Origin of the sequence: Enterococcus sp. DIV0691, from assembly GCF_051711145.1 — a bacterium.
Taxonomy (GTDB): domain Bacteria; phylum Bacillota; class Bacilli; order Lactobacillales; family Enterococcaceae; genus Enterococcus_B; species Enterococcus_B hirae.
Genome location: NZ_JBIOLY010000001.1, coordinates 1,958,263 through 1,973,471, shown reverse-complemented (window position 1 = coordinate 1,973,471; position 15,209 = coordinate 1,958,263). Strand labels below are relative to the sequence as shown.

At 36.8% G+C, this 15,209-nt stretch carries 13 protein-coding genes; 10 read left to right on the top strand and 3 right to left on the bottom strand.

Going from position 1 to position 15,209, the window contains the following annotated elements:
- Window positions 1-39: 39 nt before the first annotated feature.
- The 4 genes from IGJ11_RS09080 (at window position 40) to rplS (ending at window position 2,781) form a co-directional block, all read left to right on the top strand.
- Entirely contained in the window at window positions 40-882 is an 843-nt protein-coding gene (locus IGJ11_RS09080) for a hypothetical protein (RefSeq protein ID WP_438772525.1), read from the top strand.
- 150 nt (window positions 883-1,032) lie between these two features.
- Entirely contained in the window at window positions 1,033-1,557 is a 525-nt protein-coding gene (rimM, locus tag IGJ11_RS09075; RefSeq protein ID WP_010718461.1) for a ribosome maturation factor RimM, read from the top strand.
- Window positions 1,547-2,296 (top strand): tRNA (guanosine(37)-N1)-methyltransferase TrmD, encoded by a 750-nt coding sequence (trmD, locus tag IGJ11_RS09070; RefSeq protein ID WP_094940995.1) that lies wholly within the window; start codon window positions 1,547-1,549, stop codon window positions 2,294-2,296. The genes rimM and trmD overlap by 11 nt, the downstream gene beginning before the upstream one ends.
- A gap of 137 nt (window positions 2,297-2,433) precedes the next feature.
- Window positions 2,434-2,781, top strand: a complete 348-nt coding sequence (gene rplS, locus IGJ11_RS09065) for a 50S ribosomal protein L19 (RefSeq protein ID WP_002286913.1) — start codon at window positions 2,434-2,436, stop codon at window positions 2,779-2,781.
- 562 nt (window positions 2,782-3,343) lie between these two features.
- Here the strand turns inward: rplS and IGJ11_RS09060 are convergent.
- Both IGJ11_RS09060 and IGJ11_RS09055 read right to left on the bottom strand, forming a co-directional pair.
- Window positions 3,344-4,690, bottom strand: a complete 1,347-nt coding sequence (locus IGJ11_RS09060) for a PTS sugar transporter subunit IIC (RefSeq protein ID WP_207433505.1) — start codon at window positions 4,688-4,690, stop codon at window positions 3,344-3,346.
- A gap of 147 nt (window positions 4,691-4,837) precedes the next feature.
- The gene (locus tag IGJ11_RS09055; protein WP_010718458.1) at window positions 4,838-5,551 is read right to left on the bottom strand and encodes a GntR family transcriptional regulator; all 714 of its coding nucleotides are present in this window, start codon (window positions 5,549-5,551) and stop codon (window positions 4,838-4,840) included.
- Between the two features lie 194 nt (window positions 5,552-5,745).
- Here IGJ11_RS09055 and IGJ11_RS09050 point away from each other — a divergent pair, with 194 nt between their 5' ends.
- The 3 genes from IGJ11_RS09050 (at window position 5,746) to IGJ11_RS09040 (ending at window position 10,554) form a co-directional block, all read left to right on the top strand.
- Entirely contained in the window at window positions 5,746-7,164 is a 1,419-nt protein-coding gene (locus IGJ11_RS09050; RefSeq protein ID WP_034700827.1) for a glycoside hydrolase family 1 protein, read from the top strand.
- Between the two features lie 1,572 nt (window positions 7,165-8,736).
- The gene (locus IGJ11_RS09045) at window positions 8,737-9,594 is read left to right on the top strand and encodes a transketolase (protein WP_207431867.1); all 858 of its coding nucleotides are present in this window, start codon (window positions 8,737-8,739) and stop codon (window positions 9,592-9,594) included.
- Window positions 9,595-10,554 carry a transketolase family protein gene (locus IGJ11_RS09040; protein WP_034700823.1) on the top strand — a complete coding sequence of 320 codons (960 nt, stop codon included), beginning with the start codon at window positions 9,595-9,597 and terminating at the stop codon, window positions 10,552-10,554. It begins immediately after the preceding gene.
- A gap of 227 nt (window positions 10,555-10,781) precedes the next feature.
- Here the strand turns inward: IGJ11_RS09040 and IGJ11_RS09035 are convergent, their stop codons facing one another.
- The gene (locus tag IGJ11_RS09035; RefSeq protein WP_034700821.1) at window positions 10,782-11,540 is read right to left on the bottom strand and encodes a DeoR/GlpR family DNA-binding transcription regulator; all 759 of its coding nucleotides are present in this window, start codon (window positions 11,538-11,540) and stop codon (window positions 10,782-10,784) included.
- 219 nt (window positions 11,541-11,759) lie between these two features.
- Between IGJ11_RS09035 and IGJ11_RS09030 the strand changes: the two genes are divergently transcribed.
- From IGJ11_RS09030 to lacG, 3 genes are read left to right on the top strand one after another with little or no spacing between them, the layout of a single operon-like run.
- Window positions 11,760-12,071, top strand: coding sequence for a PTS lactose/cellobiose transporter subunit IIA (locus IGJ11_RS09030; RefSeq protein WP_034700819.1), 312 nt, complete (start codon window positions 11,760-11,762; stop codon window positions 12,069-12,071).
- Window positions 12,072-12,083: 12 nt separating this feature from the next.
- Window positions 12,084-13,742 carry a PTS transporter subunit EIIC gene (locus IGJ11_RS09025; protein ID WP_034700817.1) on the top strand — a complete coding sequence of 553 codons (1,659 nt, stop codon included), beginning with the start codon at window positions 12,084-12,086 and terminating at the stop codon, window positions 13,740-13,742.
- A 13-nt stretch (window positions 13,743-13,755) separates the two neighbouring features.
- Complete coding sequence (lacG, locus tag IGJ11_RS09020; protein ID WP_207431870.1) at window positions 13,756-15,189, top strand: 6-phospho-beta-galactosidase; 1,434 nt, start codon at window positions 13,756-13,758, stop codon at window positions 15,187-15,189.
- Window positions 15,190-15,209: the final 20 nt, after the last annotated feature.

Below are 15,209 nucleotides of genomic sequence, written 5' to 3'. Positions count from 1 at the left end.
GAAAGCGTATCCTTAAAGTATAGAAAGGAGTAGATACCTATGAAAAAAGTTGCATTATTGATACCAGCTCTTTTACTTTTAAGTGCCTGTCAAGGAACAAATAATTCTACTGAAACAACTGATACGGCGACACCAGAGACTCATTCAACGAGTCATAGTAGTTCCAAAGAAACAGATACTCAATCAACAACCAAAAAGAGTGAAAGCTCTGAGATGTCTGGAAATACAACGGAAACGGCGACTACAAAAACAGAAACATCTACACAGAATAAACAAGCACAAACCGCATTTGAAGAACTGAAAGAAAAATACCCAACAACACCGATGCCACAAGAGATACCGATTACAACAGGGAAATTAAACATCGCTGCTGCCGAAACCAAACAGGGCTTTTCAATCTTATACTATGACCTACCCAAAGCCTATGTCTTAAATGCCAAAGAGTTAAATCAAGAAACCCCGATGGCTTCTTATCTTTACCAGTATGGCTTTGCTTCTAGTCAAGAAGCAATTGATGCCTTGCAACCAGTTACGGTTGATACAAACGGCCGACAAGTCGATTTGGGCTACAATATTACTGGCTATCAACAAGGAGCAGCGGGATCTAGTATTCTAGAATGGCAAGAAGGAAATTGGAGTATTCGTGTCCGGGCAAGTAATATTGAAGGACAAGATCCTGTACCGTTAGCCAAAGAAATCGTTGCTTACTTAGAAAAAGCAAGTTTGCCTGCTCTTGAGAAGTACGGGAAAATTACGGTTGAAATGAATGATTCTTCCCAACAAGCTACACAAGTAAGCTGGCAAGAGCCTAAAAATGTTTATACTGTTACCCACAAAGATACTCTTTCCGCATTGAAAATGGCTGTTTCTATGAACCAATAAATGATTGGAAAATGACATCAAAAAGCGAAAAGAAAGTAGAATTGCATATGCACACATGCTAAAATAAGGCAGATACGTCAAAAACACGTTCAGCCATTTAAAAACCATTGTTTGGTTGAAACATGTGTGAAAAGGAAAAGGGGATACAAGTTGACTGAATATTTAAATGTTGGAAAAATCGTAAATACTCAAGGGATCAAAGGAGAAGTGCGCGTCATTTCTACCACAGATTTTCCAGAAGAACGATATAAAAAAGGTGCTGTACTTACCTTGTTTCAAGAGAAGAAAGCGCCAATTGAATTAACCGTCAAAAGTCATCGTAAACATAAAAATTTTGACTTGTTAAGTTTTGAAGGGCATCCTTCAATCAATGATGTTGAAAAATATCGAGACGGTATTTTAAAAGTTTCAAAAGAAGAAACGATCGAGTTGCCAGAAAATGAATTTTATTATCATGAGATCATTGGAGCAAAGGTCGTTGAGGAAAATGGAAATGAATTAGGTAAAATCAAAGAAATTCTTTCACCAGGTGCTAACGATGTTTGGGTAGTCCAACGACCAAAGAAAAAGGATGTTTTGCTTCCTTATATTGACTCAGTGGTTAAAACAGTTGATTTAGAAAATGGGGTCATTTACGTCGAGATTCCAGAAGGATTGATCGATGATGAAAATTGATGTCTTAACACTCTTCCCACGAATGTTTGAAGGACCAATGGGTGAATCGATCATCGGTAAAGCGGTCAATAAAGGATTGTTAGAGATCAATGTTTCTAATTTTAGAGACTATTCCGATAATAAACACCAAACGGTCGATGATTATCCATATGGTGGCGGGGCAGGGATGTTGTTAAAAGTCCAACCTATCTATGACAATATCAAAGCAATTGAACAAGCAAATCCTGAAACAAAAAAACGTGTGATTTTATTGGATCCAGCTGGTAAACGATTTGATCAAGCGATGGCGGAAGAATTTTCGAATGAAGAACATTTAGTATTTATTTGTGGACATTACGAAGGCTATGATGAACGAATCCGTTCGCTAGTTACGGATGAAGTCTCTTTAGGTGATTATGTCTTGACTGGTGGCGAACTTGGCGCAATGGTGATGATTGATGCAACAGTCCGCTTACTACCGGATGTTTTAGGAAATCAAACATCCGCTCAAACAGATTCTTATTCAACGGGATTATTGGAACATCCTCAATATACACGGCCAGCAGAATTTAACGGGATGAAAGTCCCAGAAGTTTTAACAAATGGAAACCATAAATTGATTGAAGAATGGCAACTGAAAGAATCCTTAAGAAGAACCTATCAACGCCGACCTGACTTATTGGAACAATTAACAATGACCTCACAAATGCTGAAATTGTTAGAAGAAGTCAAAAAAGAAGAATCAGACGAAATAGAATAAGAAATATCAATATGACTCTTTACACTAAATTGATAGTGTGATAATATTTTATGGTGAGTGCAAAAGCACTTAACTATTACGATGTTCCGCTGTGAGGGAAAACTCATAAGAATGTTTGGAATAAGGAGAAAAGATCAATGAATCCATTAATCGAAGAATTAACAAAAGAACAATTACGTTCTGACATCCCAGCTTTCCGCCCTGGTGACACTGTACGTGTTCATGCGAAAGTTGTCGAAGGTACACGTGAACGTATCCAGTTATTTGAAGGTGTTGTAATCAAACGCCGCGGAGCTGGAATCAGCGAAACTTATACAGTACGTAAAGTTTCTAACGGAGTAGGCGTTGAACGTACATTCCCATTGCATACACCACGTGTTGCAAAGATCGAAGTCGTTCGCTACGGTAAAGTACGTCGTGCAAAATTGTACTACTTACGTGCATTACACGGAAAAGCTGCTCGTATCAAAGAAATCCGTCGTTAATCTATCGTTATCTGATAGTGGAAGAACCCTTGATTTTCAAGGGTTCTTTTTTTGATTATTTTTATAAGCAGTAAATCTAGATTGTTTGACATTATAGATTTGCAAGAGTGGCAAACAAGGAGCAAAAAGTCGAGTCACTTTGGTATATCTTAAATATACGTCAATCAGATGACACGATGACAGTCCTATTCATACCAAAGGGGCGACAGATCTGGTAGGTGAACGTAATCAGCTTATCAAGTTTATATGTACTACACGCAAACGCTATGCGGATTAAAGAGATCAGAAAAAAATCCTGCTAGAGAGTGTCTAAAAATATAAATTGCGACAGTCCTTGAATAATAAGAACTTTTTTTGAATGTTTTTACTAACAATCGTTTTGTCATTGGCAAGTTAACTGAAAATGAGACTGAAAAATCTGTTCTGATTCATCAGTCTCATAATTTCAACTTATTCAAAATGCAACGATGATCCCAAATGTCGGTTGTTAAGTGAATTGAGGACGTTTTTTTACATATTTACTAAACGAGAAAGGACACTTTTTTAGGAGTGGAGGTGTCAATTATTGATTAGTGATTTCAGCTTCCTTTTGAGCCATTTTTGCCGTTACGTGTTCATCAATTCGTAGGAATGGTAGATAGATAAATACGCTAACCGCAATGATTAGAACTTGCAATACTGCTGCTCGCCAATCCCCACCTGTCGCAAGGAATCCTGAAATAACTGGTGGTGTGGTCCACGGTATCTGAACTACCACATGATTGATTAAGCCGGCTGCAGTCGCAAAGTAGGCAGTTACTAATGAGAAGATTGGTGCTAACACAAACGGAATAATTAGACTCAAGTTAAATACGATCGGTAATCCAAAGATGATCGGCTCACTGATATTAAACATCGCTGGTGTTACCGATAGTTTAGCAAAGTCTTTATAATCTTTTCGACGACTGAAGATGAAAATCGCAATCAATAAGGCGATCGTATTTCCTGAACCACCCATAACAGCAAAAGTATCCTTGAAAGCCATGTTGATAATATGTGGAATGTGTTCATGGTTTGCATAAGCTGCCATATTTTCTTGCATGTTTTGTAATAAGAACGGATCAAGTAAAGAACCTGAAATTACAGCTTGATGAATTCCAAAACCAAAGAATAAATTGGCGATTGATGTGATTAAGATAAAGCCAGGTAAACCAGTTGTGATGTGACTTAAAGGTCCCGTGATCGCTTTAGTGATCAAGCCATTTACGTCCATGTTGAATAACTGATTGACAGCGAAAGATAGAATCGCAAAACCAGTAACAGTAATCATGATCGGGATCAATACATTGAATGACTTCAACACTGCGGGCGGGATATTTCCAGATAGTTTGATTTGCAATTTTTCATTTGTAGATAATTTAATGAATAGCTCAGTAGCTACTAATCCAACAAAGATTCCGACAAACATTCCTGATGCACCTGTATGGGAACCTGGAATAACTCCGGTTACTTCAATCGCTTTTTTTGCATTTTCCGGAGTGAACATCATTTTCATTGGTGTTAAAACGATGAAAGTTGAGATCGAAACTAAAACTGCTGCGATATGATTTGTATAATTTCTGCTAACACACATATGATAAGAAACTGCAGCTACAATTAATAGCGTCGTAATACTCAATGTTCCATTGGCGATCGACATGCCAATTTCTTGAACTTTCATTAATGTTTCGGGTTTAACAATTTTACCCATAAAACCAGTTGGTTCTAAGATAACGTAATTAATCAAAGTCACGAATCCAGCTAACATCATAAATGGCATGAATGTTGCAAATGCATCGCGTAATGTACGCATATGAATTTGATTTCCTAGCTTCGATGCGATCATACCAAATCGTTCAAACACCTGTTCCTTCTTATTTGTTTTCTTCATGGTATATTCTCCTTGTTTTTTATTTGTAAGCACTTACCGTAGTTCAATAATAGAACGGAATTTGATAAAAGTAAATAACTTTTTTTAAAATTATATACTTTAATGAAAAAGGGCAAAAAAAAGAGCTGATTTCCTCAGCTCTTTCAATCATTTTTCAACAAAAACGGCTTCAAAAACAAAATCTTGATATAAATGCCTTGTAATGGAGTATTCAAAAGGAGTCCCGTTTGCCAAAGAAACACTTTTTTCAACTTCGATCATAAAGTCTCCGGCATCAATTCCTAATATATTTGCATCAAACTCGGTTGCCAGTACGCCCTTCATCCAAACGTGAGAAGCATTGATCTCTAACTGCAGTTCATTGCGAATATAGGAATAAACCGATTTTTTCAAGTGTTTAGGTTCCAAACCAGGAATAATTGATAGCGGCATAAAAGTTTGTTCCAATGAATAGGGTTGTTGATCGACAAAACGACTGCGAACAATATTATAAATGTATTCCTTGTCGTTAATCTGTAATCGCTCTGCAATTTTTTTTGACGGTAATTCAATTGAAAACATATGAATTTCAGAGTCTACATGTTCTTCGCCAACTACGCTCATAAAACCTTCGCTTGGACCGAAAACTTTCGAATTATGGATCGGTTTGCGCAAAACTTCGGTTCCAAATCCACTTCGACTATGTAAAACTCCTTCAGAAACTAACATGTCTAATCCTTTTTTTACTGTCAATTTACTCGTATGATATTGTTTTGCCAATTCGGAACCAGTTGGTAATTTTTCACCGATTGCGTAAGTACCGTTTTCAATTTTCTTTTTTACATCAGAATAAACTTCCATATATTTCGCATTCTTCTTCATTTTTTCCCTCCTATAGTTATCGCGTAAAGATATAAATAATTATATACCTTTCTTTAATTTTAGCAATCTTTAAAGGGTAAAACAATTAACATTCATAAAAAGTATATATTTTTTAATAAAAAAATATTCCAATTTTTTGGAAGCGGTGTTATGATGGAGTAGTACTCAAGAGAATGTCATTTTAGGAGGATACAATGAACAAACAACAATTAACATTTCCAGAAAACTTTTGGTGGGGTTCTGCTTGGTCAGCTGAGCAAGCAGAAGGTCGTGGTGAAACTGGAAAAGCCGAAACGGTTTGGGAACGTTGGTACAAAGAACAACCATACCGTTTTTATCAAAGGATTAGTTCAGAAATTACGACAGATCACATTCATCGTTATAAAGAAGACGTTCAACTGATGAAGCAAACCGGACATAATTCCTTTCGGGTCTCGATCTCTTGGGCGCGGATGTTCCCAAATGATGGAGTAGGGGAGGTAAATCCAAAAGCGGTTGAATTTTATCGGGATTTATTTACTGAGATGAATAACAATGGTATTAAAGTATTCGCCAATCTTTATCATTTTGATATGCCAGCAGCCCAACAGGATAAAGGCGGTTGGGAATCACGGGAAGTTGTCGATGCATATGTGCAATTTGCAGTTACTTGTTTCAAGGAGTTTGGCGATCTCGTCTACCACTGGTTCACTTTCAATGAACCGTTGGGGCCGATCTTAGGGTCATATTTGGAAGACTTCCATTATCCAAATTTGATTGATTTCAAACGAGGAGCGCAAGCGGCTCACTTTACTATTTTGGCTCACGCGAAAGCAATTGCGGCACACAAAGAGTTGAATTTGAACAGTAAAATAGGTGTTATCTTGAATTTAAGCCCGACATTTCCAAGGAGTCAAACCCCCGCTGATGTGAAGGCAGCTGAAATTGCGGATCTTTTTTATGTTCGCAGTTTTTTAGATCCAATGGTCAAGGGTGTTTATCCAGAAAAATTAATTAACCTTTTACGTGAATATGATCAATTGCCAACGGATTATACTGAGGAAGACCTGCGTTGTATCAAAGAGAACACGGCACAAATCTTAGGATTGAACTATTATGAACCACGTCGTGTGAAGGCTCGTTTAACTGCAATCAATCAAGAGGGTCCGTTCTTACCGGATTGGTTTTTTGAGAATCATGTGATGCCGGGACGACGGATGAATGAATATCGTGGTTGGGAAATTTATGAAAAAGGTATCCATGATTTATGCATGGATATCAAAGAAAACTATGGGAATATCGAATCCTTTATCTCTGAAAATGGGATGGGCGTAGCAGATGAGGAACGTTTTATGGATGAAAGTGGGCAAGTGATTGATGATTACCGGATCGAATATATCCAAGATCACCTCGCTTATCTTTGGAAAGCAATCAATGACGGCTGTAATATCAAAGGGTATCATCTTTGGACCTTTATTGACTGCTGGTCCTGGATCAATGCATATAAGAACCGTTATGGACTAATTTCTCTTGATCTGCCAACCCAAAAACGGACGATCAAGAAAAGTGGTGAGTTCTACAAACAGTTAAGCAATCAAAATGGGTTTGAGTATGATATTGATCGATTGGTATAGCAAAAAATGAGTGGAAAAACTTGTATTTTTGTTTGAAAATCTTTTATCTAGAAACCATAGAGTTATTCATTCAATGGGATTGTTCAAATAAGCATCGGGACTGGGACAAAAGTTCTCTCAGTCTCTTCTAGTATCTCTAAAAACGAATAAACGGTGTTCAAACATCAGCTCCTTGAAATAAGCCTGAATTTTTCAAAACATGAGAAACTGTTTCAAAAAATTCTTTCTTATTATCATCAGAGCTACCGGATGTTTTCACGACCTCTGATTCACGGTGTTCAAAGAGCTGACCTTCGGCGATAAGTCAAAAAATCTCAAAACATGAGGAGCTGTTTCGAGATTTTCATCCTTAATGCTCCTGCGATTACTCGTCGCAGTTTTACTTGGTGAGCGCTCAGGTCAAGACACTCTTTTCACGACCTCAAGAGAAACACAAAAAACGCTTGGTGTTCGTTTATTTGTTCCCATAGATCTACTGGCTATAAATAGCTCATCGCTTTGTTCAAAAAACCAGAAGCCATTTTCAGTATTGTGCACGAATTGTTTAACTATCACACATTGATTAGTAACTGGGATAGTAGTTGAGAGCGTAGCGTATTCTTTTGTAAAATGAAAGGTCTGAAACAATCATTAACCTAAAAAGAAAGTAAGCCTGATTTTGATTCATTACGTCAAAGTCAGGCTTATTTTTTCTGTTCTAGGCACGATCTTTCACGAATTTTCTTCAATTAAGTACCATGAGTGCGAAGGTGCTTAATTAATGGATCCTGTTTTCCACGTAAATGAAAACGACGGAATGTCAATTAGATACCTGATTGTTTTTCTATGTTTTTACTAATTGTTCAAGCAACGATTGAATGAACATTAGTAAGAAATTTCATTTAGCTATACGAACAACTGCAAATTATTTTGAAAATAGAAGATTCAATGAGTAAACCAACGCACCAGTATGTCCTAGTACAGCCGGAAATCAAAAAGCCTAAAATAATTAGGAGCAGTGAGATTGAAGAGGGATCGGAATATTCAGATGGGAAATACCGAAAGAGTTTTTATAGGGTGAGTCATTTTCATTTTTAACAAAACAATTTACTCCGGTTTCAGTGAGGTAGTTTGGTAATGGAATAAGAGAAATATTTTTTATCGTTATTTTAAAATAACGTTTTTAATAGGAAGGTGTATCTCGTTTATTATATGTATCTTTATTCTTAATGTTGATAATGTAATTTTTTTGTTGTAATATTTTTTTATGATAACAGACTTTTTGTTTTTATTATAACAAATTTATCTTATTAAATATTTTCTATTTTTTTATTTTATAAATGAATATACTGAATATATTATGAGATGTGTACTTATGTTATATATGAAGGGGTAGGGAAGGAAAAGGGGACATAAGATGACATAAAATGGCTTTACACTCAGTTCAAAAGGAGGGAAGTGTCCAGTGAGGTTGTAGATTAAGGAGTATCATCTTATTTTGATCAGATCATAAAAGAGCAAGTATACATATCATGTGAAAAATCTGTATGGCATCATGAATTATTCTCTAATTCATTTATAGGAGGAATCGTTATGGCTATTGATCATAAACAAGTGACTCAATTGGAAAAATTAGCATTAAACATTCAACTAGATATTTTGATAAGTGTTAAACAAAGAGGAGAAGAATCAATGGATTGTTCTTTTTCTATGATCAAATTGTTAGCTGTTTTATACGGCAAACAGATGAAGATTGACCCGAAAAAACCAGATTGGGGAAATCGTGATCAATTAGTTTTAGCTAAAAGTCATGCGGTATTGGAATTATATAGTACTTTATCTAATCTAGGGTATTTTGATAAGAAGTGGCTATGGACGATGAGTCATCAAGGGGACAGACTCCCTAAAAAGTTAGATCGTTCAAAGACTCCTGGAATCGATGTGACAATCGGGAACTTAAATAACGGTGTTGCAATAGCTACAGGTCTTGCGATGGGATTAAAAATAGCAAATAAGGAAAATGATGTTTATTTAGTGATGGATGAAGACGAATTAAAAGATGAACGTTGCTGGCAAGTATTTCAGTGTATTGCTCATTTTAAATTAGATCATTGCTTGGTAATTATTGATAGTGGTTATAGAAAACGAGAACAGTTAAGCAAAAGGTATGAGAAATCTTATCTATTGAAAAGAAAAGCAGAGAAGGCTGGGTTTTATACGTTGCTCGTTGATGGGACAAATATCAAAGCAATCAATGAGGCGATTGAAGAGTATAAAATGAGGACGACACAAGCCTTCTGTATTGTTTTAGAAAGTTATCCAGAGCGAGTGCTATCAGACTTAACAATGGACGATCATGAGGATTCAAGTAAAAAAATTCCTAAAACATTCCATCAAGAGATAGAAAAAACGATTTTGAAATTACAAGAAAAGCTTGAAAGGATGAGCTAAATGGTTCAGTTAAGTAACTCGTTATCTGTAAGGAAAGAACTTCGTACTTGCATAGTTGATACATTAAATGAATTAATGAAAAAAAACCACAATATCGTTGCGTTAGAAAATAAGTTTGAATCATTTAGTAATTGGGTTGATTTAAAAAATGAACACCCAAAGAGATATCTCAACATGCCTGTGGATGAAGAGAACATGGTAGGTATTGCAGCGGGGTTAAGTTTAGCTGGCTACCAACCTTTTATCCATCTTTTTGATTCTCATGCGATTCGAAAAATTTTTGATCAATTATTTATTTCCGAAGGATACGGTGGAAATACCATCAATATTTTTGGGGAATATTTCGCTTCTAATCGAAATGGAAAGGAACGCGTCAATGAACTAGGGGAAGATTTAGCGTTGATGACAATGATCCCAAATTCAATTATTTGTGAAGCAACAGATGAGGTGCAAATGGCATGGATCATCAAAGAATTTAGCCAATTGAGCGGTATTCACTATGTACGCGGAGAAAATAAAAGGATACCTAATATCTATAAAAAAGAAACGACTTTTCAATTAGGCAAAGGAAATATTGTATGGCATGGAACAGATATTTTAATTATTGTCGCTGGCAGATTAGTTTACGAAGCCCTCAATGTTGCTAAGCGGTTAAAGTCCTGTCAAATTAGTTGCGAAGTCATTGATATGTTTACGATCAAACCAATCGATAAACAGTTGATCCTTAACGAGTTGAAAGGGAAAACACAAGTGGTCACTATCGAAAATTATGCAGTTATTGGTGGCTTGAGCAGTGCGGTGAACAGAGCTCTTACAGAAAATAAAGCAGCTGTTCCGTTGAGAAAGATAGAGATTGTGAAGCTTAGGCAACAAACGGATGTGCCAATCCAGACAGAAGGTTTTGACTTAGTGGTTCAGTTGATTGTTGAAACAATATTAGCGAATGAGCTAGATCGATAACGGAAAAATTGAGCTGGATCATGATAAAGGATAAAATTTCTTGAAAAAAATTAGTGTATCAAAGAAAGCATATGAAATATTGATTCTAATCGAAATACATAAAGAGCCTTGATTGATCAAGGGAATGAAGAAAACGAAAAAGGCAGCGTTTGGATTGGCCCGATAAAAGGGCCATTTGGGCGCTGTCTTCCTTTAATTTTTCGTTTCTTTAACTACTTAAAAGAGTTTTAATCAATTAATAATTGAACATGTTTGCCAAAAGTTTCTTTTTGACTATCGGATATAGCAGAATCGGTAATCAAATAGTCGACTTCTTGGAGTGGATAAAAGCCATAGAAATCTTTTTTATCAAGTTTATGATGATCTGCTACGATATATCGTGTTTCAGCGCTGTTCAATGCGTAACGTTGAGTTAATCCTTCATCTTCATTTGAAGTGAAAACGGATGTTTTATCTAATCCATTTACCCCGATGAAACTTTTTTTTACATGGATATTTGCAATAAAATCATTGGCGATCGTCCCAACGAAAGCGCCGGTCTTATTTCGATAGGAGCCACCGATCAAGATAATCTCAAATCGAGGATCACTTTTGAATTTGTTAAACACATGGATCGAATTGGTGATGATTTTAGCATGGTTAATCGTCAAGAAATCATAAGCTAATTCAATCGTTGTTCCAGGTCCTAAAAAGACAGTATCGCCTTCGTGGATATGATTCGCAATGATTGTGGCAATTTCTATTTTTTCTGACAAATGAAGATCCTTTTTTTCCCGATGACTTAGTTCGATCACGGAAGTTTTAGGATTTAATAGTTTGGCACCACCATGAATGCGAATGATTAACCCCTTATCCTCCAATTCCTGCAAATCTCTACGAACAGTCATATCAGCTACTTTCAATTCTTGAACAATATCGGCCACTTTCACGATGCCGTTCTTCTCTAGTTGTGCTAATAAGTATTTTTGTCGTTCTTCTTTTAACATGATATAAACTCCCTGATATTTCGTGGTTCTTATTTTTTTGTTTGAAATAAACATAAAACATTCAGAGAAGGTTGTCAAATATTAAAGGTTTGTATAAGAAAATAGATTGACATGTTAAAAACATTCGGTTACTATTTGTTTGTAAAGGACAAAAACGAACACAAACAAACATAAACTGGAACAAATATAATGTTCTTGTAAGAGAATGGAGGAAGAAAAATGGATAAAGAAACAGTAGCAATGATTGGATTTGAAGTGGTAGCTTTTGCTGGTGAAGCAAGATCGAAATTGATCGAAGCGTTAGCTAAAGCAGAGAAGGGGGAATTTGAAGAAGCCAATGGATTAGTTGAAGAAGCAAATCAGAGTTTGGTTGAAGCGCACAATTCTCAAACTAAAATGTTAGCTGCTGAAGCGAGTGGTGAAACAATTGAAGTAGGGTTTATTATGGTTCACGCCCAAGATCATCTAATGACCACGTTGCTATTGAAAGATGTCATTCAACATCTCTTTAATATTTATAAAAAATCATAGAGGAGCCTGGGTATGAATGCAATGATCAAACGTATCGAAAAAATGAAACCGTTTTTTGAGAAAATTTCTAATAATTCTTATTTAAGAGCAATTAGGGATGGTTTTATCAGTCTTATCCCTGTCATTCTTTTTTCAAGCTTTTTTTTATTGGTAGCATATGTTCCCAACGCATTTAATTTTCATTGGGGAGAAGAAATAGAGTCCATTCTAATGAAAGCGTATAACGGGTCCATGGGGATATTAGGGATCTTAATGGCTGCTACAGTGACCAAGAGTTTGACAGAAAACTTTAATACTAAATTGCCAAAAACGAATCAAATCAATAGTACTTCAACCATGATCGCTGCTTTTATTGGTTTCTTGATTGTTGGGGTTGATTCGTTAGAAGGTGGATTTGCTTCTGATTACATGGGGACCAAAGGATTGATGACAGCGTTCATTGTTGGTTTTATTGTTCCTAATATCTATCGATTCTGTGTTAGCAAGAATTTGACAGTGAAAATGCCAGAGGAAGTTCCTGGTAATATCTCACAGACATTTAAGGATTTGATCCCGATTACACTGTCGACCGTCTTTTTTTGGGGATTTGATTTGGGTTTTCGTAACCTTGTCGGTAGTGGGTTTTCAGAAAAATTGATTGAGCTGTTCCAACCAATTTTCTCAGCGGCCGATGGCTATTTTGGGTTAGCACTCATTTTTGGGGCAATGGCGTTTTTCTGGTTTGTCGGTATCCACGGTCCCTCTATTGTTGAGCCAGCTGTTGCTGCCATCTACATAACAAATGTAGAGATGAATTTTCAACTGTATCAAAGTGGTGAACATGCACCGAAAATTTTATCTCAAGGCTTACAATACTTTGTTGCCACACTAGGTGGAACGGGTGCGACATTGGTCATTACGTTGATGTTTGCTTTTCTAGCAAAGTCAAAGCAGTTAAAAACAATGGGACGTGCCTCAGCGATTCCCGTTTTGTTTGGTGTGAATGAACCCATGCTGTTTGGTGCACCAATTGTATTGAATCCTATCTTTTTTATTCCTTTTATTCTTGCACCGATCCTCAATGTCTGGATCTTTAAATTTTTTGTTGAGGTGTTAGATATGAATGGATTCATCTACAATCTGCCATGGACAACTCCTGGACCAGTAGGGTTGATCTTAGGGACAGGTTTTGCTGGACTATCGATCGTTTTGATGATTGTTTTATTAACCGTTGATTTTGCGATTTACTATCCATTTTTCAAAGCCTATGACAATGAATTATTAGTGAAAGAAAAAGAAATAGGGCACGGGGATCAGTTGGAAAGTACAACTGTCAAACCAGCAGTCGTTTCACCGGCATTTGCTAAACAAAAGAATGATCAGACTAATGTTCTTGTACTTTGTGCCAATGGAGCAACTAGTTCGATGTTAGCCAATGCAATTAAAAAGGGTGCGAAGGAATTGAGTATCGGTGTGGATGCGACGGCAATGGCTTATGGGCAACATAAAGATCAGATTGGCGAGTTTGACTTGATTATCTTAGCTCCGCAAATGGCTTCGATGCTTGAGGAACTGAGAGAAAGTGCGAAGGACCATAAAACACAAACTGTTTCTACTACGGGAATCGAGTACGTCAAACTTGCAAAAGCACCTACTGATGCGGTCAACTTTGTTTTTGAAAATCTAACATGATGTGGAGGATGCGATGAATAAATTTCCAGAACATTTTATTTTTGGAGCGGCAACGGCCGCTTATCAAGCTGAGGGTGCCCTTTCAATAGGAAACCGTGGGAAAAATTATTGGGATGATTACCTTAAAAAGACAGGGACGTTTGACCCTAGTCAAGCAAGTGATTTCTATAATCGTTATGCAGAAGACTTACAAGCATGTCATCAGTTTGGCATCAATGGCATTCGGATTTCGATTGCCTGGTCTAGGATCTTTCCTAGTGGGAGGGAGAAGGTCGATTCGATCGGTGTCCAATTTTATCATCGTTTGATCGATTCTTGTATCAAAAATGGAGTCACGCCGTTTGTGACTTTGCACCATTTTGATACACCAGAGAAGCAATTTAAAGATGGTGATTGGTTGTCTGCAAATATGGTGGATGATTATGTTGACTTTGCGCAATTTTGTTTCGAAGAATACGGGGACAAAGTGAAACATTGGATCACGATCAATGAACCTTGGTCAGTGGTTGCCGGTCAATACATCATCGGTCATTTTCCGCCGAACAATCAATATGAGCTGGGTAAAGCGATCCAATCGATGCACAACATGATGGTTGCCCACGCTCGCGTAGTCAAAAAATACAAGGAAGCTAATTACCAAGGTGAGATCGGGATCGTTCATATTTTAGAATCAAAGTACGGGATAACTGATCAGAGAGAAGATAGCCTGTCAGCGAAGAAAGAACATATCTTGGCGAATCAATTTCTATTGGATGCGACGTTTAAAGGGGAATACTCAGCAGAAACGATGCGTGTGATCAATGAGATCTTATCTGCAAATGGGGCGCAGCTTGAACTCAAAATAGAAGATTTTGATCATCTAAAAGAAGCAGCAAAAATGATTGATTTTTTAGGAGTCAATTATTATGCGAGTCATTTTTTAAAAGGCTATACAGGAACATCAAAAATCCAACATAACGGAACTGGTGAAAAAGGAAGTAGTATCTTTGCCTTGCAAGGTGTAGGAGAAAGGGTAACAAATCCTGTAATCCCAACGACTGACTGGGATTGGCCGATCTATCCACAAGGGTTGGAAGATATGCTTCTCTTGATCAAACAGAATTATCCGAACTATGGAAAAATCTATGTAACAGAAAATGGTTTAGGGAGTAAGGATCATTTTGAAGCGGGACAAATCAATGATGAGGAGCGGATCGATTATGTTCGTCTTCATCTAGCCGCTATTTTACGGGCGATCGACCAAGGTGTGAGAATTGAGGGATACTTTATTTGGTCGTTGATGGATATGTTTTCTTGGACGAATGGTTACAATAAACGTTATGGATTATTTTACGTAGATTTTGATACGCAGCAACGATTTCCTAAAAAGAGTGCTTATTGGTACCAAAAAATCAGCAAAGAAAAAGTATTGGATCAACCGATTAAAAATGAAACAAGCGAGAAATGAGAAAACTAAACAGGAGGAAA